The sequence below is a fragment of the Gordonia malaquae NBRC 108250 genome (assembly GCF_000344135.1).
GTDB classification, from domain to species: domain Bacteria; phylum Actinomycetota; class Actinomycetes; order Mycobacteriales; family Mycobacteriaceae; genus Gordonia; species Gordonia malaquae.
In genome coordinates, this window is the sequence record NZ_BAOP01000010.1 from 41,169 (window position 1) to 62,581 (window position 21,413).

Genomic DNA, 21,413 nt, shown 5'->3' on the forward strand with positions numbered 1-21,413 from the left:
GCTCACTTGGCGACGGCAGAGGTGAACCGCTCGTAGCCGTTCTCCTCCAGCTCGTCTGCCAGCTCCGGGCCGGCCGACTCGACGACGCGTCCGTTCACGAACACGTGGACGAAGTCGGGCTTGATGTAACGCAGGATGCGCGTGTAGTGCGTGATCAGCAGGATGCCGCCGTTCTCGCGCTCCGAGTACTTGTTGACACCCTCGCTCACGATGCGGAGTGCGTCGACGTCCAGGCCCGAGTCGGTCTCGTCGAGGATCGCGATCTTCGGCTTGAGGAGACTCAGCTGCAGGACCTCGTGGCGCTTCTTCTCGCCGCCGGAGAATCCCTCGTTGACGCTGCGCTCACCGAACGACGGGTCGATGTCGAGCTCAGTCATCGCTTCGCGGGCTTCCTTGACCCAGTGGCGCAGCTTCGGAGCCTCGCCGCGGACCGCGGTCGCGGCCGAACGCAGGAAGTTCGACATCGAGACGCCGGGAACCTCGACGGGGTACTGCATCGCCAGGAACAGGCCTGCGCGGGCGCGCTCGTCGACGCTCATCTCCAGGACGTCCTCACCGTCGAGCGTGATGGTGCCCGAGGTGACGGTGTACTTGGGATGACCGGCGATGGCGTACGACAACGTCGACTTGCCCGAGCCGTTGGGGCCCATGATCGCGTGGGTCTCACCGGAACGGACAGTCAGGTCGACGCCCTTGAGGATGTGGATCGGCTCCGCATCGGGGTCGGAGGGGGTCACGTCGACGTGCAGGTCGCGGATCTCGAGAGTCGTCATGTGAAGTGAAGTTCCTTCGTAAGAGTGTGGCTGTGGGGCGAAGGCGCTCAGGCGCCTGCGGTCTCGAGTTCGGCTTCGATGGCCGCCTCGAGTCGCTCGCGGAGTTCCGGGACGGCGATCTTGGCGAGCACCTCGCCGAAGAAGCCGCGGATCACCAGACGACGGGCCTGGTCCTCCGGGATTCCACGCGCCTGCAGATAGAAGAGCTGCTCGTCGTCGAAGCGACCCGTGGCGCTGGCGTGTCCGGCGCCGACGATCTCGCCGGTCTCGATCTCGAGGTTCGGGACCGAGTCGGCGCGCGCGTTGTCGGTGAGCACCAGGTTGCGATTCAGCTCGTAGGTGTCGGTGCCTTCGGCGGTCGGCCGGATCAGCACGTCGCCGATCCAGACCGTGTGCGCCTCGCCGCGCTTGTCACCGGACAGGTCGCCCTGCAGGGCGCCCTTGTAGGTGACGTGCGAGCGGCAGTGCGGCGCCGAGTGGTCGACGAGGAGGCGCTGCTCGAGGTGCTGCCCCGCGTCGGCGAAGTACAGGCCCCAGAGTTCGGCGTCGCCGCCGGGAGCGCGGTACTGCACGTGCGGGGACAGGCGGACCAGGTCGCCTCCGAGGCTGACGGCGAAGTGGCGGATCGCGGCGTCGCGTCCGACCGAGATGTGGTGAGCCGTCACGTGAACGGCGTCGTCGGCCCAGTCGTGGACGTTGACGACCGTCAGATGCGCGCTGTCGCCGACGACGAACTCCACGTTCTCACCGATGGTCCCGCTGCCGCGCTGATCGAGAACGATCACGGCCTTGGAGAACGGCTCAGCGTGGATCTGCAGGTGGGTGTAGGCCACCTCGCCCTCGCCGGGTCCGTCGAGGGTCACGAACACAGGTTCGGCGACCTGAGCTTCCTTCTTCACCGTCAGCACGGTGGCCGAGGTGAAGGAGGAGTAGGCCTGGGCGGCGATGCGGTCGAACGGGGTGCCGCCCGTCCCGAGGCGCGCGTCGTCGCGGCCGACGGTCTCGACGGTCACGCCGTCGAACAGTTCGGTGACCGCGTAGTCGACCGACGTCGTGGCCTTCGCCGAACCGTCGTGGAGTCCACGCAGGCGGCGGAACGGGGTGAACCGCCACGCCTCTTCACGCTGTGCGGGCACCTCGAACGCGTCGACGTCGAACGAGCTGAACATCTCGCCCTTGTTGACGACGACGCTTCCTGCGCCGGCGCCGGGAGCGGTGGTCTCGAGGTCTGCCATCAGCCGACCGATCCTTCCATCTGCAGTTCGATGAGCCGGTTGAGCTCGAGTGCGTACTCCATCGGGAGTTCCTTGGCGATCGGCTCGACGAATCCGCGGACCACCATGGCCATCGCCTCTTCTTCGGTGAGGCCGCGGCTCATCAGGTAGAACAGCTGATCGTCGCTGACCTTCGAGACCGTGGCCTCGTGGCCCATCGTCACGTCGTCCTCACGGATGTCGACGTAGGGGTAGGTGTCGCTGCGGCTGATCTGATCGACCAGCAGAGCATCACACTGCACCGTGGAGCGGCTGCCGTGTGCGCCCGGGTTCACCTTGATCAGGCCGCGGTACGACGAGCGTCCGCCGCCGCGCGCCACCGACTTCGAGACGATGTTGCTCGACGTGTACGGCGCGAGGTGGACCATCTTCGAGCCGGTGTCCTGGTGCTGGCCCTCGCCTGCGAACGCCACCGAGAGCACCTCGCCCTTGGCGTGCTCGCCGGTGAGCCACACGGCCGGGTACTTCATGGTGACCTTGGAGCCGATGTTGCCGTCGACCCACTCCATCGTCGCGCCGGCCTCTGCCTTCGCACGCTTGGTAACGAGGTTGTAGACGTTGTTCGACCAGTTCTGGATGGTCGTGTAGCGGCAGCGACCGCCCTTCTTCACGATGATCTCCACGACAGCCGAGTGCAGCGAGTCGGACTTGTAGATCGGCGCGGTGCAGCCCTCGACGTAATGGACGTACGCGTCCTCGTCGACGATGATCAACGTCCGCTCGAACTGACCCATGTTCTCGGTGTTGATGCGGAAGTACGCCTGCAGCGGGATGTCGACATGGACGCCCTTGGGGACGTAGATGAACGATCCGCCGGACCACACGGAGGTGTTCAGTGCGGAGAACTTGTTGTCACCGGCGGGGATGACGCTGCCGAAGTACTCCTGGAACAGTTCCGGGTGCTCGCGCAGTCCGCTGTCGGTGTCGAGGAAGATGACACCCTTCTCCTCCAGGTCCTCACGGATCTGGTGGTAGACGACCTCGGACTCGTACTGCGCGGCGACGCCGGCGACGAGGCGCTGCTTCTCGGCTTCGGGGATGCCGAGCTTGTCGTAGGTGTTCTTGATGTCCTCGGGGAGGTCCTCCCACGATTCCGCCTGCTTCTCCGTGGACCGCACGAAGTACTTGATGTTGTCGAAGTCGATACCCGACAGATCGCCGCCCCAGCTGGGCATCGGCTTCTTGTCGAAGATCCGCAGAGCCTTGAGGCGCTGCTCCAGCATCCACTCCGGCTCGTTCTTCTTCGACGAGATGTCGCGGACGACAGCCTCGGACAGACCGCGCTGAGCGGCGGCGCCTGCGTCGTCGCTGTCTGACCAGCCGTATCCGTAGCGGTCGAAGGAAGCGATCGTCTCTTCCTGGGACAGCTGCTGCGGTGCGGCGGGATCGGTGACCGTCATCGGGGGACCTTTCCATCGGGGTTGTCGGCGGCGCCGGGCTGAGCGTCCGCCTTCGGGTCTGACGTTTTCGTGTGAACCGCGGTGGCGATTGTGCTGACCGGCACATGAGTGCTGCAGACACAGTCACCGTTGGCGATCGTCGCCAGACGTTGAACGTGGGTGCCGAGCAGTTCAGTGAAGGCCGCCGTCTCCGCTTCGCAGAGTTCCGGGAACTCTGCGGCCACATGCGCCACCGGGCAGTGATGCTGGCAGATCTGCACACCGTTCCCGACCTGGCGAGTGTCTGCGGAATAGCCTGCACCGGTCAGCGCGTCGGCGATCTGGTCGACGGTCGCGATGACCGAGCCGGACTCACGGACGGGTTGAACCTTCGCGACGATTCCGTTCACGCGCTCACGCGCGAACTTCTCGACTGCTTCCTGACCTGCGATGTCACGCAGCGAGCGGATGGCCGCTCCGGCGAGATCATCGTAGGCGTGACGCAGCTTGCCGCGACCTGTCGGGGTCAGCTGGAACCACTTGGCTGGGCGACCTCGGCCGCCCTTGTTGAATCCGGCCGGCGCGAGATCCACGTCGCCGGAGTCGGTGAGGTTGTCGAGGTGACGTCGGACGCCCGCGGGACTGATCCCGAGACGTTCGGCGATGTCGCTCGCCGTCATCGGCCCCTCGTCGACCAGCAGAGACACGACTGCCGCGCGGGTCTGGCCGTCTGCGCCAGCCCCTTCCGCGTGCTGCTGCCACTGCAGCTGCTTCGAGTCGGTCATGCTTTTCACAACACAAGTGTGTCTTAATTGATTCCCCTCTTCCAGCAAGGGTGACCTAAGCCTCTACGCTGTGCGAGCCGCATGCGTTCACCCGCCCTCGCCGAACTCCGAGCACCGGGCCGCTACAGTCGTTCTGTGCCGGAACTCCCCCTGTTGCGCCGCGGCCTGGACTATCTGGGCCTGGCCAAGCCGCCCGTCGAGCGTTCCGTCGACGACACCGGCGACTACGGCTCCCGTCTTGCCCGGATGCACGACGACGAGGCCGAAGTCGGACCGCTCAACGCGTACGAGAACAAGCGACTACGACGCATCCAGCTGTTCGGGACGACGGGCACCGTCCTGATCCTCATCGGTTCGCTCGGCACGGGCATGCTGCCGGTGCTGCAGAATCCGATCGTCGGCACCCGAATCCTGTCGCTCCCGTCACGCATGTACTCGACGGCGTTGACCGTCTCCATCGGCGGCATGATGATGCTCGTCGTCGCCTGGCTCCTACTCGGCAGATACGCGATCGGCAGGTTCTCCGTCGAAGTGGCGGAGGGCCGGAGCCCGGCGCGGCGCATGTCGCGCAGGCAGGCAGACACCACGCTCATCATGTGGATCACTCCGCTGCTCCTTGCGCCTCCGCTGCTCAGCAAGGACGTGTACTCCTATCTCGCGCAGAGCGCGATCGCCTACAAGGGCATGGACCCGTACACCTACAGTCCGATGCGCGGGCTCGGCGTCGACCATCCGCTGACGCTGTCGGTCCCGAACCTCTGGAAGGACACGCCTGCTCCGTACGGTCCGCTGTTCTTGTGGATCGGCGAACATGTCACGGCCCTGACCGGCGACAACATCACGGCCGCCGTGCTCCTGCATCGCCTGATCGCACTTGCCGGCGTCGCGATGATCGTCTGGGCGCTCCCCCGTCTCGCTCGCCGCTGCGGCGTCTCGACAGTTGCGGCTCTCTGGATCGGTGCTCTCAATCCGCTTCTGATCCTTCATCTGATCGGCGGCATCCACAACGAATCGCTGATGCTCGGCATGATGCTCGTCGGCATGGAGTTGTGCTTCCGGGCGATCGAAGGCTCCGATCCACTACGCCGACCGTCCGGGCCGCTCCCTTCCCGGGCCGGTTGGATCCTGATCGGCGGCGCCGCCCTGATCGCCGCGTCGGCCATGATCAAAGTCGCGTCGATGCTCGCGCTCGGCTTCATCGGGATCGCTCTCGCTCGACGATGGGGCGCCACGCTCCCGGCCTTGAGACACGCCCCGATCGGTCAGTGGTGGACTCGATCGAAGACGTCGATCATCGCGCTCAGCAAGTCAGCGTCGATTCTGCTCGCCGTGTCGGCGATCGTCATCGGTGGAATCGGCACGGCGACGGGCCTCGGCTTCGGATGGACCGGAACGCTCAGCACCGGAGGAATCGTCCGTTCGTGGATGTCGATGCCCACCCTGCTCGGCGTCGTCTCCGGCCGCGTCGGACTGTGGCTCGGGCTCGGTGAGCAGACACAGGCGATCCTCGACATCGCCCGTCCGATCGGCCAGGTGATCGCGGGAGTCTTCGTGATCCGTTGGCTGCTGGCGTGCCTCGCGGGTCGCGTCCACGCGCTCGGTGGTCTCGGCATCGCGATGGCGACCTTCGTGGTGTTCTTCCCATTCGTGCAGGCCTGGTACCTCCTGTGGGCGATCATCCCGCTCGCCGCCTGGGCCACCACCCGCTGGTTCCGCCTCGGCACCGTGATCATCTCCGGGATCATGTCCGTGGTCGTCATGCCGACGAGTTCGGACACTCCGCCTCTGACTGTCGCGCAAGGCCTGGCCACCGGAGTTCTGATGGTCGGCGTGGCAGCCACCGCGTTCTTCATCGACAGTCCGATTCGAGTCTGGTTCAACCGCCGCCGACACAAGGTGTGACACACGCCGCGTCGGTCGCACCCGGCACCGTCCGTGGGCCGCGTCTGGCCTAGGCTGGCAGGCGTGCCCGAACCGTCAGTCTCTTCCGTCGCCCTGAGCATCAGTGGGCTGGTCAAGCGGTTCGACGACGTCGTCGCCGTCGACGGCCTCGATCTTGAACTCCGAACCGGCGAGGTCCTCGCGCTCCTCGGCCCGAACGGCGCGGGGAAGACGACAACCGTCGAGATCTGCGAAGGCTTCGGCGCTCCCGACGCAGGCCGCGTCGAAGTTCTCGGACTCGATCCGATCGCCGACAACGACGCCCTCCGCAGCCGCATCGGTGTCATGTTGCAGGGCGGCGGTGCCTACCCCGGCGCGAAGGCAGCCGAGATGCTGCGACTGTGCGCGTCGTACAGTTCCGATCCGATCGACCCCGACTGGCTGATGGACGTGCTCGGCATCGCCGACGTGGCGACCACGCCCTTCCGCAGGCTGTCGGGAGGGCAGCAGCAACGGCTGTCGCTTGCGTGCGCGCTCGTCGGCCGGCCCGAGCTGGTGTTCCTCGACGAACCCACCGCAGGTCTCGACGCCCACGCCCGCATCATGGTCTGGGAGCTCATCAGTCGCCTCAAGTCTGACGGCGTGTCGGTCCTGCTGACCACCCACCACTTGGATGAGGCCGAAGAGCTCGCCGATCACATCGTCATCGTCGACCGCGGTCGCGTCGTGGCGTCGGGGACGCCCGCCGACCTGGTCCGCCGTGACGCCGAGGGCCAACTGCGTGTCACCGCGGAAGGACTCGAGGCGGCGGAGCTCGAGAAGGCGCTACCCGACGGCTTCTCCTGCAGGCGCTCACCCGCGGGGGACGTCCTCGTCGCAGGCGACATCACTCCCGGCATCGTCGCCGCTGTCACCGCGTGGTGTGCCGAGCACGACATTCTCGTGACGAGCCTCGCGGTGGACACCAACTCCCTGCAGGACGTGTTCCTGGAACTCACCGGCCGCGAGGTGCGTGCATGACCGACCAGACCACCACACCGAACCGCTTTCCGGCGGGCACCTTTGCCCCGGCTCCGTCGCCCGCGCCGCTCACAGCCATGCTCGCGGCACAGACGCGGATGGAGCTGACCCTGCTGTTGCGCAACGGCGAACAGCTGCTGCTCACGATGTTCATCCCGATCACCCTGCTGATCGGCCTGTCGATCCTGCCGATCGACACCGGGTCGGGTGACACCCCGGCTGCACGAGCGACGACGTTCGTGCCGGCGATCCTGGCTGTCGCGATCATGTCGACGGCGTTCACCGGGCAAGCCATCGCGGTCGGTTTCGACCGCCGATACGGCGCACTCAAGCGACTCGGCGCCACCCCGATACCCCGCTGGGGAATCATCGCGGGAAAGTCGTCGGCGGTAGCCATCGTCGTCGCTCTGCAGGCCGTGATCATCGGCGGCATCGGCGCGGCCTTCGGTTGGCGACCGAGTGTCGGAGGGCTCGCGCTCGGCGCGGTCGTCATCGTTCTCGGCACTGTCGCGTTCGCGGCGCTCGGGCTTCTGCTCGGCGGCACCATGAAAGCCGAAGTGGTGTTGGCCCTCGGCAATCTGATCTGGTTCGTCCTCCTCGGAGTCTCCAGTCTTGTCGTCTTCGACGAGCACGTTCCGGCGGCCGTCCATTGGGCCGCCAGGTGCACACCGTCCGGTGCGCTCACCGAGTCCCTGACGCAGGCGTTGGCAGGCTCAGTTGATCTGTTCGGCATCGGCGTGCTGGCGGCGTGGGCCGTCGTCGGCGGCGCCCTCGCAGTGAGGTGGTTCCGGTTCGAATGAGCACTCAATCGTCGTCGCAGTCGTGGGGAGGCTTCCGCGCCCCGACGCGTGTCTTCCTGTACAGGTGGGCGATCGCCAACCTTGCCGCGAACATTCTGCTGGTCGTGACCGGAGGCGCGGTCCGCGTGACGGACTCCGGTCTCGGATGCCCGACGTGGCCGCAGTGCACCTCGGGGTCGCTCACACCGCATGCTGCGATGGGCATTCACGGCGTGATCGAGTTCGGAAACCGAATGCTCACGTGGGTGCTGGTCGTGGTCGCCGTGGGCGCCTGGGTCGCCGCGATGCGCTACCGACCGATGGATCGCCTCGCTCGTCGTCTCGCGACCGGTGTGGCTCTCGGAGTGCCGCTTCAGGCGGTGGTCGGCGGCGTCACTGTGCTCACCAACCTCAATCCGTGGGTGGTCTCGTTCCACTTCCTGGCGACGATCCTGATCATCTCGCTGGCTACCTGGCTCGTGTTTCACACCAACCCAGCCCGCGAGCACGACGCCGCGCCGGATGCTCCCCCAGTCGTCACGCGGTTGGCGATCGCCGCGTCCTGGGTCGTCTACGCACTGACTTGGGTGACCATCTATCTCGGGACGGTCGTGACCGGCTCCGGGCCGCACGCCGGCGATATCAAGTCGCACCGCAACGGTCTCGAACCCACTCAGTCCACCCAGCTGCACGTCGATGCGGTGTGGACGCTCGTCGGCATCTCGATCGGGCTGATCCTGGTCACCGTCGTCGCGAAGCTCCCGTCGCGGCGTGCGGCGATCACGTTCGGAGGCGTCATCGTGCTGCAGGGGCTGATCGGCTACATCCAGTACGCTGCGGGCCTGCCCGAGTGGATGGTCGTCCTGCACATGTTCGGAAGCGCCCTGCTCATGGTGGGCGCCACCTACCTGTTGGTCTCCGCGACCCGGCCCACGGAGCCCACCGCGACGAAGGCCTGATACGGATAAACGCTCCTTTCAATGACAAACGCTCCCTTCGCGAAGGGAGCGTTTGTCGTTGAAAGGAGCGTTTGTCGGCAGGTGCGGCGTCAGTCGACGATCTTGCGGTTACGTGCCTTCGGGAAACGCTTCTGGCCTGCCACCCAGCCTGCCATCTTGCGCCAGTGCGACGGACTGACAGTCGCGGACGATGTCAGGTCGCGGTCCCACTCGGCCTTCTCGAGCCCCTCGACGGCGTCGATCACAGCTTCGGCCGTCGCCATGTCGCGCACCACACGGTCGCCGAGGACACCGTTCGAGCCGCCGACCAGGGTGATCCGAACGCCTGCGTCGCCTGCCGCCTGGAGGACGGCCTTGGCCGAGCCGCCCTCGGCTGCGACGTACTTTCGGATGGAACCGACCACGTCGGCCGGTGCGGTCACGGTCGTCGCCACTGCGGAATCATCACTCATACGGGTGATCATACCGGCGTGCCAAAATGGATCCATGCGCGCGATCCATGTGTCCCGTCACGGCGGTCCCGACGTTCTGACGAGTGTCGACGTCACCCCTCCCACGGCCGGCCCCGACGATCTTCTGGTGGATGTGAAAGCAGCCGGCGTCAACTTCATCGACACGTATCTGAGAGAAGGCGTGTATCCCTCCGAGCCTCCGTACATTCCAGGCTTCGAGGGATCCGGGATCGTGTCCAGGGTCGGGTCGAACGTCACTGGATTCGCGGTCGGCGATCGTGTCGCGTGGTGTGACGTCGTGTCCTCTTACGCGGAACAGGTGGCTGTGCCCGCGGTCGACGCGCTGCACGTCCCCGACGGCGTGCCGTTCGACGTCGCGGGGTCCGCTCTCCTACGTGGTCTCACCGTCCACTATCTCCTCGACGGCAGTGCCCATCCGACGTCGGGCGACACTGTCCTCGTTCATGCGGGCGCCGGTGGCGTCGGTCTGATTCTCACCGAGTGGGCAACTGCGCGCGGTATCACGGTGATCACCACCGTCTCGTCCGACGCGAAGGCCGAGTTGTCCCGCAAGGCTGGCGCGGCACATGTCCTGAGGTACGACGACCCGATCGCCGACCGCGTGCGGGAGCTGACCGACGGACGCGGCGCATCCGTGGTCTACGACGGTGTGGGTGCGTCCACATTCGACGCATCCCTCGACGCGACCGCCGTCCGCGGGACCGTCGTCTTGTTCGGCGCCGCGAGCGGCGCCGTCCCGCCATTCGACCTGCAGCGGCTCAATCGCGGCGGCTCACTGTCGGTGACACGCCCGTCGCTGCAGTACTTCATCTCCGACCCGGCCGAGTTCGCGTGGCGCGCAGACGAGTTCTTCGGCGCCATCGCCGACGGCGTCCTGCACATCGACGTGGGCCAGACATTCGCACTCGCCGACGCCGCCGACGCTCACCGCGCGCTCGAGGCCCGGTCCACCACCGGCGCGACGGCGCTGATCCCGTGAGCGGCCTCGGCCCCCGCCGGATCACCGCTGCGGCTGCTGCTGCCTTCGGAATACTGATCCTGACGGTGCTTCGCCCCTTCCCGCCGGAAGGCCAGATCGTCTCATACGCCTTGCTCCTGGGTGCACTCCTGGCCGCTCTCGCAATGCCGTCATTCACCTCGGTCGCGGTCACCGCAGCACAAGCGACCAAGCCCCGTAGCGCACCGACCACGCATGCCCGCCCAGCCAGTCCGACAGCGAAGGTCGATCCAGCCGTCGCATTGAAGAGCCGGTGGACAGCGGCCTGCAAACACCACAGTGCAGTTCTGAGCGCATACGGCGCATATGAACTCGACCCGGCGATGCTTCTGCAATACCCCGCACTGTGGGACCTAAGCGCGCAACCCGTGATGGACTTCCACGATGCGCTCGACCTCGCCGGAGGGCTCCAGTCCGACGCATACCCGGCTGATCCATCCGACGCACAGGACTACGCGGACGCCGTCGACATCCTGCGTAGCGCCTGGACGAAGGCCGACCGTTTCGCACGCACCACAGGCACCGATCAACTCGCCGAGCCCGACGCGCGGGACTGCCGGCGCGCGTTGAAACTGCTGCGGCATGCCGATGGCACGACTGGCCAGGAACGAGCTTCCTATCTCGGCCAGGTCATCACGACCGTCGACCGACTCACAAACCGCGGCGTGGTGTCAGCAGTCCCGAAGATCAGCGAAGAACTCGCAACCCGTGTTCAACTCGCGATCGAAGCCTGACCCGCTTCACCAAGTCCCGTCACGAAGGTGCTCGCCGGTCATCGTGTAGATCGCGGCTGCGTCCGCCGAACTCGGGCCCACTCGAATGGTGACGGTTGTCCCCTCATCGCGGTCAGTACCAGGTGCATGGCCGACTCTTACCGCGACGACCTCGCGGTCGTAGGCGGGTGAACGGAACCGCTTCATGGCGTCATCCCTGATCCGATTGAGCAGGTCGGTCGTGATCGATGAGAAGGCGAACGAAGTGTCCTGTAGGCGAGCCCATTCGGCAGACGGTCTCACAGTCGGAAACGAGCCGGGTACGAGCGTGATTTCGCTGACCGGTCCGGTGTCGAATTCAAGTTCCACTCCGCCACTGTTCTGGACCGATGTCGCCGAGATGCTGCTCGCGCCGTCCGCTAAGGACATGAACTGCAGCTCACGCAGAGTCCGTTGATGAAGCGGGACCCGGTTGGCCTTGAGAGCTCGACTCGCCGCGTCGAGCATGGTGTCCATGGACCCGGCGTCCACGGTATCGGGAAGGTCTCCGTTCAGGTCGACCTCGATGCCCAGGTCGCTGCTGACGGTGAACGTCGCGACGACCTTGTTGTCGGGCCTGGACCGCGGCGCGATCATGATGCCGGGAGACGAGGACTGATGTTCGTCGTCTACGCCGATCTTCCGTGCGGCGGCCTCGACCTTTCGTGATGCGTCCGCGAGGTTGAGCCGCGCGAGGTCGGCCCTGCTGAAGGTGACACGGGTGTACGCCGCCGACGTCGACACCTCACTCCACCCGGCCGACGACGTAGATGCGTACATCCGCTTTCCGTTCGTGGGATTGAGGACCGTGACGCCGATCGCGTCGTCACCCCGCAGGTCGACGGCCAGGAGATGCGCCGAACCTCCGGGGATCATCGCGTCCGCATGGTCGAGACCCGCACGCAGCCGCGTGTCGGCGTCGGCGACCAACTCGAGGACTGAGGTGTCGTCCGCGCCCGCCGGTGGCGGGTCAGCACCGAAAGAGTCCGTCGAGGTCGATGCAATCGTGACGACAGTGGTACCGACGGCGAGCATGACAATCGGAACCACAGCGATTCCTGTGAGGCCCGCGGCGTCGGAATGCGCGCTCGCCGACCGGACCAGCCAGACGACGGTCACCGCGCCGGCGACCACAACGACCAGTCGAAGCGCGAGCGAGTCGGCCAGCGACGCGAGGGAGAACGCACCTAAAGCGACGATGACGGCGACGGCTACAGCGACCGAAGGCTTCGGAGAGGGCATGCTCACCCGATCAGCATATTCCGCGGCAGAGCCCTCACACGGTCCCCCGCTGAACCTGCACTTCACGAGCGCATACCCGTGCCCCATACCTCGGGAGGGCCCAGACGGCAATCGAAGCCTGAGACCACCGGCGACTGTTCAGTTCTTCGGAACCTCGACGCCGCGGAGGGTGTAGACGGCCTGCGCCTCCGCCGAGCTCGGCCCCACGCTCAGCGTGATGAGCGGAACGTACTCGTCGAGGGTGTCGTCGCGCTCCCGCTCGATCTCGAACCCGACCGCTTGCCTGTCGTAGGCGGGCGCGTGAAACCGCTCGACGACGTCGTCCCGGATGGTTGTGAGGAGTTTCATCGTGACCGCGCTGAGAGCGAAGGCTCCAGATGAGGGCCGAGAGTCGGACTCCGCCGAAGTGACGACGGGAAATGCGCCAGGAACAACCTCAATGCGCGCAACCGGCCCGGAATCGAAACTCAGAACGAATCCGCCGTAGTGGCCGACCGATCCGGCGCCGGGGAAGTACGCGGTCTCGAGAGACGACTTGAAGTCGGCATCGGACAGTGTTCGCTTCCGCGGATCCAAACCGTTCGTCGTCATGACCCGGGTCATCGAATCGACCACCGTGTCGAACGATCCCGCGTCGAGCGTGTCGGGGAGCCCACCGGCCATGTCGACCTCGATCTCGGAGCCCCCCACCGTGAAGGTCGCGATCAGCTTCTTGTCTTGGTAGCGCTCGCTGATCTCGATGCCGTCCGACGAGTTGCGTTCGGACAGGTCGATCTTCATCCGGCGCGCGGCATCCCCGACCTTCTTCTGGGCGGAGGCCAGATCCAGTCGTGCGGTGTCTGCGCGGCCGAACGTGTTTCGGTCGCTCGCCGAAACACGGGTCGGGTCGCTCCATCCCGATGACGATTCGTTGGCGGTCACCTGCTGGCCTGTGTTCGGGTCCAGTACGACGACGCGTGTCGAATCCTCGTCCAGGTCGATCAACTGGACGTGGCCTGAGCCGCCGGGCACCAGTTCGTCCGCCTTGTCGAACGCCGCCCGAAGTCTGGCGTTCGGATCTTCGACGAGATCGGCTCGCGCCGTCTTGTCGTCGGCGGACTCTTGATACGAGGGAGTGCCAGACCCATCCGTCAGCACACCGACGACGGTGGTTCCGAGACCGAGCATGACGACGGGGACAAGGAATACGCCTGCGACGCCCGCCCGTGTCGATCGACTACCTGCGGACCTGACCAGCACGATTGCTGCAACAGTGCCGAGCACGACTGCGAGCAGCCGGACGAGCAGGGTGTCCGCGATCGCCGCGACAGCAAAGGCCACGAGTGCCGCTACGACAGCAATACCGACAGTGGCCTGTGGTTTCGGGGTGCGCATGCTCACTCGCCAATCGTGTGAGGCGGGTTGAGGACTAGGAGAAGTAGCTCGAGATCGTCGGGAGGTTGATCACGGCGTCGACGGCGAGACCACAGAACAGGAGCGCGAGGTACTCGTTGGAGACCAGGAAGATCTTCAGCGGTTTCAGCTCGACACCGGCACGCGTCTGGACGTACAGCTTCGCGACCCACCAGGTGAACCAGACGCCGGACGCGATCGCGACGACCAGGTAGATCCAGCTCGACGGCGGGATGAGGAACAGCGACGTGATCACGGTGAGCACCGTGTACACGAGCATCTGGAAGGTGACCTTCTCGTCGGACGCGATAACCGGGAGCATCGGAACGCCCGCTGCGCGGTAATCCTCGCGGTACCGCATCGCGAGCGCCCACGTGTGCGGCGGCGTCCAGAAGAAGACGACGAGGAACAGCACGAACGGCTGCCAGTTCAGCGAGTGCGTCACCGCGGCCCAACCGACCAGGGCCGGCATGCAGCCTGCGGCGCCGCCCCAGATGACGTTCTGCCAGGTGCGACGCTTCAGGATCAGTGTGTACACGAAGACGTAGAACGCGATGGTGATCCACACGAGGATCGACGGCAGGAACGATCGGTTGCCGTCGGCGTCGGCGGTCCCGTAGTACAAGACGGCGAACGACGCGAAGGCCAGCACGATGCCGAAGATCAAGACGTTCCGGATCGGGACGGCCTTGCGGGCGAGCGGACGCTTCTGGGTGCGCTTCATCTTCTGATCGATGTCGGCGTCGGCGACCATGTTCAGACTGTTCGCACTCGCCGCTCCGAGCCAACCGCCGACGACGGTGACCAGAATCAACCGGATGTCGACATGTCCACGCTGTGCTTGCAGCATCACCGGGATCGTCGAGACGAGGAGGAGCTCGATCACGCGAGGCTTCGTCAGCGCGATGTACGCGAGAATCGTGGTGCGGACTCGTCCCCATCCGGTTGACGACGGCGCGTCGACACCAGCGCTCTCGGACGTCTTCACCACATACTCCTCACGGTCGCGACCACATCAGGTCGCGTCACACGCCGACCACTACTACAAGCGATGGTAGACCGGGCGATCATCACGGAGGGAATCGGGCGCGCGGGGGTGCGACGACCGCCACACAACCGTGCGCAGTGGTGTCGTACGCACAGCGCGCTCGCCCCGCTAGGCTGGACGACGAGAATCGTCTTCGTAGAAGACGAGCACCAGCATCGACCCACAGGAGACTCCACGATCGTGGCCATCACCGACGAGATCCGCGCACTGACCCGACCGGTTCACCCCGCCGACTGGACCGATGTGGACACCAAGGCTGTCGACACGGCCCGCATCCTCGCCGCCGACGCGGTCCAGAACTGCGGCAGCGGCCACCCCGGCACCGCGATGAGCCTCGCTCCCCTCGCCTACACGCTGTACCAGCGCGTCATGCGCCACGACCCCGCCGATCCGGCGTGGGTGGGCCGCGACCGGTTCATCCTCTCCTGCGGGCACTCGAGCCTCACCCAGTACATCCAGCTGTACCTCGGCGGTTTCGGCCTCGAACTCGACGACCTCGTCGCACTGCGCACATGGGGCTCGCTGACGCCGGGTCACCCCGAGTTCCGCCACACAGCAGGCGTCGAGATCACCACCGGCCCGCTCGGCCAGGGCCTCGCGTCGTCCGTCGGCATGGCGATGGCGGCGCGTCGTGAGCGCGGTCTGTTCGACCCGGACGCTCCGGCGGGCGAGAGCCCGTTCGATCACTACGTCTACGTGATCGCCTCCGACGGCGACATCGAGGAGGGCGTCACCTCGGAGGCGTCGTCGCTCGCGGGCACGCAGCAGCTCGGCAACCTGATCGTCTTCTACGACGACAATCAGATCTCGATCGAAGACGACACTCAGATCGCCCTCACCGAGGACGTCGCCAAGCGCTACGAAGCGTACGGCTGGCACGTCCAGACCGTGGAGGGCGGCGAGGACGTCGCAGCCCTCGAGGCGGCCGTCGAAGCCGCCAAGGCGGTCACCGACAAGCCGTCCATCATCCGGGTCCGCACCATCATCGCGTTCCCGGCGCCGACCAAGATGAACACCGGCGCCTCGCACGGCAGTGCCCTCGGCGCCGATGAGGTCGCCGCCACGAAGGCGGCCGTGGGCTTCGACCCGGAGAAGAGCTTCGACGTCGCCGACGACGTCATCAAGCACACTCGCGGACTCGTGGGACGGGCCGCTGCGGTCCGCGCCGAGTGGCAGAAGGGCTTCGACGCCTGGGCCGCGAGCAACCCCGAGCGCAAAGAACTGTTCGACCGCCTGTTCGCGCACGAACTGCCCGAGGGCTGGACCGAAGCTCTCCCTGCGTGGGAGGCCGGCGACAAGGACGTGGCCACGCGCTCGGCGTCGGGCAAGGTGCTCTCGGCGCTCGCACCGATCCTTCCGGAACTGTGGGGCGGTTCGGCCGACCTCGCGGGCTCGAACAACACGACGATGGACGGCGCCAAGTCCTTCGGCCCCGCGTCGATCTCGACGTCGACGTGGAACGCCGAGCCGTACGGCCGGACTCTGCACTTCGGCATCCGTGAACACGCGATGGGCTCGATCCTGTCGGGCATCGTCCTGCACGGCCCGACGCGCGCGTACGGCGGAACGTTCCTGCAGTTCGCCGACTACATGCGTCCCGCGGTCCGCCTCGCCGCGCTCATGGAGATCGACCCGATCTACGTGTGGACGCACGATTCGATCGGCCTCGGCGAGGACGGCCCGACTCACCAGCCGATCGAGCATCTCGCCGCACTCCGCGCGATCCCGAACCTCGACGTGGTGCGCCCGGCCGACGCCAATGAGACCGCACACGCCTGGCGTCACCTCCTGACTCGCCGGAACCGCCCGGTCGGCCTGGCTCTCACGCGCCAGAACGTCCCCGTGCTGGCAGGCACCTCGTACGAGGGTGTCGCCAGGGGCGGTTACGTCCTCGCAGACGCCGACGGCACGCCGGACGTCGTCCTGATCGGCACCGGCTCCGAGGTGAGCCTCGCCGTCGAGGCACGCGACGCGCTCGCGGCCGACGGCATCAAGGCGCGCGTCGTGTCGATGCCGTCCATCGAGTGGTTCGACGAGCAGGACGCGGACTACCGCGAGTCGGTCCTCCCGACCGGTGTGCCGCGTGTGTCCGTCGAAGCCGGCATCGCGATGCCGTGGCATGCGATCGTCGCCGGCGGCGCGATCGTCTCGATCGAGCACTACGGCGCGTCGGCCCCCTACAAGAAGCTGTACGAGGAGTTCGGCGTCACGTCGACGGCCGTCGCCGCCGCCGCACGCGGACTTCTCGGCAAGTGATCTCGGAAGGACACTGATTTCTCCATGACTCAGAACCCGAATCTCGCCGCACTGTCCGAGGCAGGCGTCTCCGTCTGGCTCGATGACCTGTCGCGGACGCTGATCTCGTCCGGGGGTCTGCAGGAGCAGATCGACACCCGCTCCATCGTGGGTGTGACGACCAACCCGGTGATCTTCCAGAACGCAATCTCGTCCGGCGGCGGTGCGTACGCAGATCAGATCGCCGAGCTCGCCAAGTCGGGGGCCGACGTAGACGCCACGATCACTGCACTGACCACCGACGACGTCCGCAACGCCTGCGACGTGTTCGCGCCGATCTTCGAGGCCACCGACGGTCTCGACGGCCGCGTGTCGATCGAGGTCGATCCCCGCCTCGCGAACAAGACCGCGGAGACCGTCGAGCAGGCCGCCGAGCTGTGGAAGCTCGTCGACCGGCCCAACGTGCTGATCAAGATCCCGGCCACCGCGGCGGGCGTTCCGGCGATCGCCGACGTGATCGCGCAGGGCATCAGCGTCAACGTGACCCTGATCTTCTCGGTGGAGCGCTACCGCGAGGTGATGGACGCGTACCTCGACGGCCTCGACCGTGCCCTCCGTAATGGGCACGACGCAGGCAAGATCGCGTCGGTCGCATCGTTCTTCGTGTCACGTGTCGACTCGGAGATCGACAACCGCTTGAACGCCATCGGCACCCCGGAGGCGCTCGAGCTGCGCGGCAAGGCCGGTCTGGCGAATGCGCGCCTCGCGTACGCGGCATACCAGGAGGTCTTCGAGACCGAGACGCGTTTCCCGGACCTGCAGGCGCACGGCGCGCTCCCCCAGCGTCCGCTGTGGGCGTCCACGGGCACCAAGAACGCCGACTACCCCGACACCCTGTACGTCAGCGAACTGGTCGCGCCGAACACCGTCAACACGGTTCCCGGCAAGACCCTCGAGGCGTACGCCGATCACGGTTGGGTCAACACCGAGTCGATCGTCGGCCTCGAAGGCAGTTCCCGCGAAGTGTTCGCCGCGCTGCGGGGTGTCGGAGTGGACCTCGACGACGTGTTCGCGGTCCTCGAGACCGAAGGCGTCGAGAAGTTCGAGCAGGCGTGGGATGAACTCCTGACGGCGACGTCGCAACAGCTCGACGCGGCACGCTAGAAGCGATACGGATACGACGGGCGAAAGGGCGAGTATGCCGCGTGCGGTGAAACCCGAGTGGACCAATCCCCTGCGGGATCCGCACGATCGCCGTCTCCCGCGAATCGCGGGGCCGTCGGCGCTGGTGATCTTCGGTGTGACGGGCGACCTGGCCCGTCGCAAGTTGATGCCCGCGATCTACGACCTCGCGAATCGTGGGCTCCTCCCGCCGAGTTTCGCGCTCGTCGGCTTCGCCCGTCGGGATTGGGCCGACAAGGACTTCACCACGCTGGTGCGTGAGGCAGTGGAGGCCAATTGCCGCACCGGGTTCCGCGAGGAGGTGTGGGAGCGGCTCGCCGAAGGCATCCGGTTCGTCGCGGGCTCCTTCGAGGACGACCAGGCGTTCGCCGAACTGCAGCGGACTCTCGCGGACCTCGACGCGTCCCGCGGGACCGACGGGAATCACGCGTACTACCTGTCGATCCCGCCAAAGGCGTTCCCCGTCGTGCTGAGCCAACTTCGACGAACCGGCATGGCCGACCCCTCGGGCGACAGTTGGCGTCGAGTGGTGATCGAGAAGCCGTTCGGTCACGACCACGAATCCGCAGTCGGACTGAACGAGCTCGTAAACAGTGTGTTCCCAGAGGAGTCGGTGTTCCGCATCGACCACTACCTCGGCAAGGAGACGGTCCAGAACATCCTGGCCCTGCGCTTCGCGAACCAACTGTTCGATCCGCTGTGGAGCTCCCACTACGTGGACCATGTCCAGATCACGATGGCCGAGGACATCGGTCTCGGCGGTCGAGCCGGATACTACGACGGCATCGGCGCGGCCCGAGACGTCATCCAGAACCATCTTCTGCAGCTTCTCGCGCTGGTCGCGATGGAGGAGCCGGTGTCGTTCTCTCCGCGACATCTCCAGACCGAGAAGATCAAGGTCCTCCAATCGACCCGCAACATCCTCCCGATCTCGGAGAACTCCGCCCGCGGTCAATACGGCCCCGGTTGGCAGGGATCCGAACAGGTCGTCGGGCTCAAAGAAGAAGACGGTTTCGCCGCGGACTCGACCACCGAGACGTTCGCGGCCATCGCCCTCGAAGTCGACACGCGCCGGTGGGCCGGCGTCCCCTTTTACCTGCGCACAGGAAAACGTCTCGGCCGACGGGTCACCGAGATCGCGCTCGTCTTCAAGCGAGCGCCGCATCTGCCGTTCGACGACACGATGACTGCGGAGCTCGGTCAGAACGCCCTCGTCATCCGAGTGCAGCCGGACGAAGGCGTCACGCTGCGGTTCGGGTCGAAGGTTCCGGGCAGCGGCATGGAGGTGCGCGACGTCAACATGGACTTCAGTTACGGCGGCGCGTTCACGGTGTCGTCACCCGAGGCATATGAGCGTCTGCTGCTCGACGTCCTCCTCGGCGAGCCGTCGCTGTTTCCGGTCAACGAGGAGGTGGAGCTGAGTTGGGACATCCTCGACCCGGTGCTCGCCGAGTGGGCGGCGTCGGGAACACCGGACGAGTACGAGTCGGGCACCTGGGGCCCGACGTCGGCCGACGAGATGATGAGCCGGACGGGCCGTATCTGGAGGCGACCGTGACAGCGCAGGACGCGAGGGAAGCCCGATGATCGTCGATCTGCCGGACACCGACACCACCGAGATCAGCAAGAAGCTGGTGCGTATGCGCAGCAGCGGCGGGGCCGTCACGCTGGGCCGTGTCCTCACCCTGATCATCGACGTCGACGCGACCGACGACACCGAAGCCGCCGTGTCCGCATCGAACGCCGCCAGCCGTGAGCACCCGTGTCGCGTGATCGTCGTGTGCCGTGCCGATCGGGATGTCGCCGCCCGACTCGACGCTCAGATCCGCGTCGGCGGCGACGCAGGCGCGTCAGAGGTGGTCCTGCTGACGTTGTCGGGTCCACTCGCCGAGCATCCCCACGCCGTGGTTACGCCGTTCCTGCTGCCGGACACCCCCGTTGTCACGTGGTGGCCGGGCCGCGCTCCGGAGGACCCGTCGAAGGACCGCCTCGGTCGCCTCGCCTCGCGACGCATCACCGACGCCCGCCAGTCGTCGGACCCGAACGCATTCCTCCTCGCCAGACGCGCCGGCTATCACCCAGGCGACACTGACCTGTCGTGGTCGGCGATCACGCCGTGGCGCGCGATGCTGGTCTCCGCACTCGACCGCCCGCCACACACCCGTGTGCTGTCCGCCGAGGTCAGCGGACCGTTCGACATGCCGGGCCTGGACATCTTCGCGGGTTGGCTCGCCCACGCGCTCAAGACCAGGGTCGTGCGCAAACCCGGCCGCCTCGGCGTCCGGCTTCTGCGCGAGAACGGCGAACTGGAGGTGTCTGTCAACGAATCCGGCGGCGGGGTGCTGCGCAGCACCGGCCACCCCGACGGCCGAGCGGCGTTCTCGCGCCGCACCACTGCCGAGTGTCTCGCGGAAGAGCTCCGCAGCCTCGACGCAGACGAAGTGTACGAGGCGGCCCTCCACGGTCTGCCCGCAGTCGAATACGAGGAGACGCTGTGATCGCACCCGAGACTCTGGTCTTCGAATCGTCCGCCGAACTGATCGAGACGGCGCGCGCTCGTTTTGTCGATCTCGTGGTCCGTGCGCAGGAGGCCCGCGGCGTGGCCTCGGTCGCGCTGACCGGCGGGAGCAATGGCATCGGACTGCTCAAGGCACTCGCTGCGGACTCCGGCGACATCTGCTGGTCGCGCGTGGAGATCTACTGGGGCGATGACCGGTTCGTGCCGGCGACCCATCCGGAGCGCAACTCCGGGCAGGCATTCGACGCGCTCCTCAATCACGTGGCCGTCGATCCGTCTCGCGTGCACGTGATGGCGCCGTCCGACGGAGAGTTCGGCGACGACATCGCCGCGGCCGCACGTGACTACGCTCGCCTGATCGGGAACGACACCGTCTTCGACGTTCACCTTCTCGGCATGGGCGGCGAAGGACACGTCAACTCGCTGTTCCCGCACACGGCTGCGACCGCGGAGAACGTCCTCCCCGTGGTGGCTGTCACCGACTCGCCGAAGCCTCCGCCTGCCCGGTTGACGTTGACGTTCCCGGTGATCAACGCCTCCCGCGAGGTGTGGTTCCTGGTGTCGGGAGCGGAGAAGGCCGAGGCCGTCGCCGCCGCACACGACGGCGAGTCGCGCGACGACTGGCCGTGTGCAGGAGCCCGCGGCACCGAGGGCACCGTCTGGTTCCTGGACCACGCCGCCGCATCCGGCCTCTGATCCGCTTGTGCCGTTGATCGTGACCATA

Annotated in this window: 19 protein-coding genes; 11 read left to right on the forward strand and 8 right to left on the reverse strand. The window is 66.5% G+C overall.

All coding sequences use genetic code 11. The features are described 5' to 3' along the window. Positions 1–2 precede the first annotated feature (2 nt). The 4 genes from sufC to GM1_RS07915 are packed head-to-tail and all read right to left on the reverse strand — an operon-like array spanning position 3 to position 4,211. Positions 3–773: a Fe-S cluster assembly ATPase SufC gene (sufC, locus tag GM1_RS07900; RefSeq protein ID WP_008377865.1), complete on the reverse strand. Its 771-nt coding sequence runs from the start codon at positions 771–773 to the stop codon at positions 3–5. Positions 774–820: 47 nt separating this feature from the next. Beyond that, complete coding sequence (gene sufD, locus GM1_RS07905; protein ID WP_008377867.1) at positions 821–2,008, reverse strand: Fe-S cluster assembly protein SufD; 1,188 nt, start codon at positions 2,006–2,008, stop codon at positions 821–823. Then, a complete protein-coding gene (sufB, locus tag GM1_RS07910; RefSeq protein WP_008377869.1) occupies positions 2,008–3,447 on the reverse strand; it encodes a Fe-S cluster assembly protein SufB in 1,440 nt (479 codons plus the stop codon). Before sufB ends, sufD begins: the two co-directional genes overlap by 1 nt. Next, positions 3,444–4,211 (reverse strand): helix-turn-helix transcriptional regulator, encoded by a 768-nt coding sequence (locus GM1_RS07915; RefSeq protein WP_008377872.1) that lies wholly within the window; start codon positions 4,209–4,211, stop codon positions 3,444–3,446. The genes sufB and GM1_RS07915 overlap by 4 nt, the downstream gene beginning before the upstream one ends. A gap of 81 nt (positions 4,212–4,292) precedes the next feature. Between GM1_RS07915 and mptB the strand changes: the two genes are divergently transcribed. Genes mptB through GM1_RS07935 form a run of 4 tightly spaced genes read left to right on the forward strand, consistent with a single transcriptional unit; the run spans position 4,293 to position 8,850 of the window. Beyond that, positions 4,293–6,113 carry a polyprenol phosphomannose-dependent alpha 1,6 mannosyltransferase MptB gene (gene mptB, locus GM1_RS07920; protein WP_008377875.1) on the forward strand — a complete coding sequence of 607 codons (1,821 nt, stop codon included), beginning with the start codon at positions 4,293–4,295 and terminating at the stop codon, positions 6,111–6,113. 54 nt (positions 6,114–6,167) lie between these two features. After that, positions 6,168–7,112: an ABC transporter ATP-binding protein gene (locus GM1_RS07925; RefSeq protein ID WP_190243330.1), complete on the forward strand. Its 945-nt coding sequence runs from the start codon at positions 6,168–6,170 to the stop codon at positions 7,110–7,112. Continuing rightward, the gene (locus tag GM1_RS07930) at positions 7,109–7,912 is read left to right on the forward strand and encodes an ABC transporter permease (protein WP_008377879.1); all 804 of its coding nucleotides are present in this window, start codon (positions 7,109–7,111) and stop codon (positions 7,910–7,912) included. Before GM1_RS07925 ends, GM1_RS07930 begins: the two co-directional genes overlap by 4 nt. After that, positions 7,909–8,850, forward strand: coding sequence for a COX15/CtaA family protein (locus tag GM1_RS07935; protein ID WP_008377881.1), 942 nt, complete (start codon positions 7,909–7,911; stop codon positions 8,848–8,850). The genes GM1_RS07930 and GM1_RS07935 overlap by 4 nt, the downstream gene beginning before the upstream one ends. An 89-nt stretch (positions 8,851–8,939) precedes the next feature. On the opposite strand, the gene GM1_RS07940 is transcribed toward GM1_RS07935, so the two are convergent. After that, entirely contained in the window at positions 8,940–9,302 is a 363-nt protein-coding gene (locus tag GM1_RS07940; RefSeq protein WP_373278337.1) for a hypothetical protein, read from the reverse strand. A gap of 34 nt (positions 9,303–9,336) precedes the next feature. On the opposite strand from GM1_RS07940, the gene GM1_RS07945 reads away from it, so the two are divergent. After that, positions 9,337–10,302 (forward strand): quinone oxidoreductase family protein, encoded by a 966-nt coding sequence (locus GM1_RS07945; protein ID WP_008377884.1) that lies wholly within the window; start codon positions 9,337–9,339, stop codon positions 10,300–10,302. Next, complete coding sequence (locus tag GM1_RS07950) at positions 10,299–11,054, forward strand: hypothetical protein (RefSeq protein WP_008377886.1); 756 nt, start codon at positions 10,299–10,301, stop codon at positions 11,052–11,054. The genes GM1_RS07945 and GM1_RS07950 overlap by 4 nt, the downstream gene beginning before the upstream one ends. Positions 11,055–11,060: 6 nt before the next feature. Here the strand turns inward: GM1_RS07950 and GM1_RS07955 are convergent, their stop codons facing one another. The 3 genes from GM1_RS07955 to GM1_RS07965 all read right to left on the reverse strand — a co-directional run bounded on the left by GM1_RS07955 (position 11,061) and on the right by GM1_RS07965 (position 14,694). Then, a complete protein-coding gene (locus GM1_RS07955) occupies positions 11,061–12,320 on the reverse strand; it encodes a hypothetical protein (RefSeq protein ID WP_157435891.1) in 1,260 nt (419 codons plus the stop codon). A 132-nt stretch (positions 12,321–12,452) separates the two neighbouring features. After that, a complete protein-coding gene (locus tag GM1_RS07960) occupies positions 12,453–13,694 on the reverse strand; it encodes a hypothetical protein (protein ID WP_157435893.1) in 1,242 nt (413 codons plus the stop codon). Positions 13,695–13,722: 28 nt separating this feature from the next. Beyond that, a complete protein-coding gene (locus GM1_RS07965; protein ID WP_008377892.1) occupies positions 13,723–14,694 on the reverse strand; it encodes a heme o synthase in 972 nt (323 codons plus the stop codon). 240 nt (positions 14,695–14,934) lie between these two features. Between GM1_RS07965 and tkt the strand changes: the two genes are divergently transcribed. From tkt to pgl, 5 genes are read left to right on the forward strand one after another with little or no spacing between them, the layout of a single operon-like run. Next, the gene (gene tkt / locus GM1_RS07970; protein WP_008377894.1) at positions 14,935–17,010 is read left to right on the forward strand and encodes a transketolase; all 2,076 of its coding nucleotides are present in this window, start codon (positions 14,935–14,937) and stop codon (positions 17,008–17,010) included. Positions 17,011–17,034: 24 nt separating this feature from the next. Beyond that, the gene (tal, locus tag GM1_RS07975; protein ID WP_008377895.1) at positions 17,035–18,153 is read left to right on the forward strand and encodes a transaldolase; all 1,119 of its coding nucleotides are present in this window, start codon (positions 17,035–17,037) and stop codon (positions 18,151–18,153) included. A 34-nt stretch (positions 18,154–18,187) separates the two neighbouring features. Further along, on the forward strand, positions 18,188–19,729 hold the full coding sequence (gene zwf / locus GM1_RS07980) for a glucose-6-phosphate dehydrogenase (protein WP_008377897.1): 1,542 nt from the start codon (positions 18,188–18,190) through the stop codon (positions 19,727–19,729). A gap of 25 nt (positions 19,730–19,754) precedes the next feature. After that, positions 19,755–20,669, forward strand: coding sequence for a glucose-6-phosphate dehydrogenase assembly protein OpcA (locus tag GM1_RS07985; RefSeq protein ID WP_008377899.1), 915 nt, complete (start codon positions 19,755–19,757; stop codon positions 20,667–20,669). Beyond that, complete coding sequence (gene pgl / locus GM1_RS07990) at positions 20,669–21,385, forward strand: 6-phosphogluconolactonase (RefSeq protein ID WP_085950660.1); 717 nt, start codon at positions 20,669–20,671, stop codon at positions 21,383–21,385. The genes GM1_RS07985 and pgl overlap by 1 nt, the downstream gene beginning before the upstream one ends. Positions 21,386–21,413 lie beyond the last annotated feature (28 nt).